General features: G+C 29.0%; 2 protein-coding genes. One reads left to right on the top strand and one right to left on the bottom strand.

Annotation, left to right across the window (positions count from 1 at the left end):
* Positions 1-57: 57 nt before the first annotated feature.
* Complete coding sequence (locus HMPREF3265_RS02680) at positions 58-735, bottom strand: ArsR/SmtB family transcription factor (protein WP_053019143.1); 678 nt, start codon at positions 733-735, stop codon at positions 58-60.
* 111 nt (positions 736-846) lie between these two features.
* On the opposite strand from HMPREF3265_RS02680, the gene HMPREF3265_RS02675 reads away from it, so the two are divergent.
* A complete protein-coding gene (locus tag HMPREF3265_RS02675; protein ID WP_053019144.1) occupies positions 847-2,226 on the top strand; it encodes an MFS transporter in 1,380 nt (459 codons plus the stop codon).
* Positions 2,227-2,390 lie beyond the last annotated feature (164 nt).

Below are 2,390 nucleotides of genomic sequence, written 5' to 3'. Positions count from 1 at the left end.
ATAAGTTATACTTTTTTAATTTATTTTTTTTCATTTTTAATTATTTCCCCTTTTTTATTATGGGATGTTCATATTTAGATATGTCTTGAAAGCACTTTTTCCTTTTTTGGTTAAATTAAGACATCGATTAATTTCACTTTTTTCAATCCAAGATAATTCAATCATTTTTTCAGTTATTTTTAACGCAATAGGTCCTGCCATATGATTTTTTCTCTCAGTCCAATCTATATGTTTAGGAATAGGTTTAAAGTACATACTCTTTTCTGTTTCAATTCCTATTTTTTTTAACCAAGTCTTCCCTTCTTGAGTTAATTTATAAAAATTTTCTTCTTCTTTAATATAATTATTTTCTATCAAAGATTCAGTAAACTTAACCCCTATTTTTCCGGCAATATGACCATAACAAGTACGCATATATGATAATTTTTCTTTTTTTGTTGTTTCTTTTAACGACTTACTACTCATAGGTGGAGATATGACAGACAAAGCTTGGATTGCATCAACAACTTTATCATTATCAATTTTATAATAACGATGTCGTCCCTGAGTATTTACTGAGATTAAATTGGCTTCTACTAATTTTAAAAGATGCTCACTAGCTGTTTGAGGTTTTATACCAGCTAATTTAGCTAATTCTCCAGCTGAAAGAGATATACCACTAGATAATTCAATTAACATAGTTAAACGTGTTTTATGTCCAATGAGGAGAATATTATCAGCAAAATTTTCATACATATAATACATCCTTTCTATTAGTACAATTTAATCATACCCATATAATATTTCGGTGTTGAACGAAATATTATATGGGTATGATTAAATTAGTTAAATGAGGAGGTATGATAGATGTATTCTTCCAAGTATTTCGATCATTTAGTTGTTTTCACAGCAGGAATAGGAATGTTTTTATCCACCCTGGATAGTGGCATTATCAATGTCGCATTACCCACTTTATCAAAATACTTTAATGTTGATACTTCTTTTATTACTTGGAGTGTTACACTATATACTTTATTATTAACAGGCACAATTATAATATTTGGGAGACTAAGCGATAAATACAGTCGTTTAAATATATATAGTTTAGGATTAACTATTTTTTTAATAGCTTCTATTTTATGCGGTTTTTCAAACAACGTCATACAATTAATCGTTTTTCGTGGTTTACAAGGTATAGGTGCAGCAATGTTACAAGGAACTGCTACGGCTATTATTACTACAACCATTCCTGAAAATAGACAAGGTTCTGCGTTAGGAACGTTAAGTATTCTATTAGGAATAGGTCCTGTTTTAGGTCCAAGTATTGGAGGTCTTTTAATATCTGTAGGTAATTGGAGATGGATATTTTGGATCAATATTCCCTTTATATTTATCGGTTTAATCGGCTGTTTATTTTTAAAAAGATATATTAAAGAGCAAAAAAGTACGTCTATCCATTTAGATATACGTGGAAATTCATTATTATTTCTATCTATCTTTTGTTTATTAATAAGTTTAACATCTTGGTCTTATCACTCAATTTTTAATATATCAGTATATGGCAATTTCCTAATCTTTATTGTTTCTTTTTGCCTATTTATTATATGGGAGTTAAAAACAAATCATCCTATCATCGATTTACGTTTATTCAAGAATGTATCATTTTCATCTCCAATATTTGCAATATTTGTATTTGGAGGTACAGCATCTTTAGGTTTTATAATTCCTCCATATATTTTAGAAAAGATTAATCATCTTTCATCTTGGCAAATAGGATTAGTTAACCTTACTTCTCCTTTAGGATTAGTACTTACTTCAAAAATATCTGGTAAATTAATTTCTCGCATTGGCAATATTGTATTAATGACTACAGGACTAATTATTATGATTGTGGCATATACAAGCCTAGGATTATTACAATATATATTAAATCCAGTGACAATAAGCTTATTATTACTAATATATGGTATAGGAGGAGGTTTTTTCCTACCGTCTAATACTTCAGCAATAATGGGAACTGTATCTCAAGATATGCAAGGTACTGCTGGAGCTACACAAAGAATGGTTCAAAATATAGGTATTGCTTTTTATACAGCAGTTACTTCATTATTTATCAGTAATTCATCAAATTCAGATAAACTCATAGAAGGGTCAAGTCATGCATGGTTATTTGCATCAATAACACTCTTTTTAGCATTATTACCTTTTTTATTAAAAATATTAAAGACTAAATATGAACCTAATTAATATATTTATAACAAATAATACTTCTTTTTCTTTATTAATAGTGGCTATCAATTAGCCACTATTTTTTCGTCAGAAAAAATCATAAGGGGATTGGGGAGTATCCCCAACAAGCAGGCGACGCTACCACGTTAGTGGCTAGCAAAGCCAATGCTTGCCAAACCACT

Origin of the sequence: Staphylococcus sp. HMSC62B09 (genome assembly GCF_001839115.1) — a bacterium.
Classification (GTDB): Bacteria; Bacillota; Bacilli; order Staphylococcales; family Staphylococcaceae; genus Staphylococcus; species Staphylococcus haemolyticus.
This window is presented reverse-complemented; position numbering and strand designations above follow the sequence as displayed.

Excerpts from the sequence above, each read along its gene's own strand:
- HMPREF3265_RS02680 (WP_053019143.1), bottom strand. The coding sequence starts at position 735 with ATGTATGAAAATTTTGCTGATAATATTCTCCTCATTGGACATAAAACA.
- HMPREF3265_RS02675 (WP_053019144.1), top strand. The coding sequence starts at position 847 with ATGTATTCTTCCAAGTATTTCGATCATTTAGTTGTTTTCACAGCAGGA.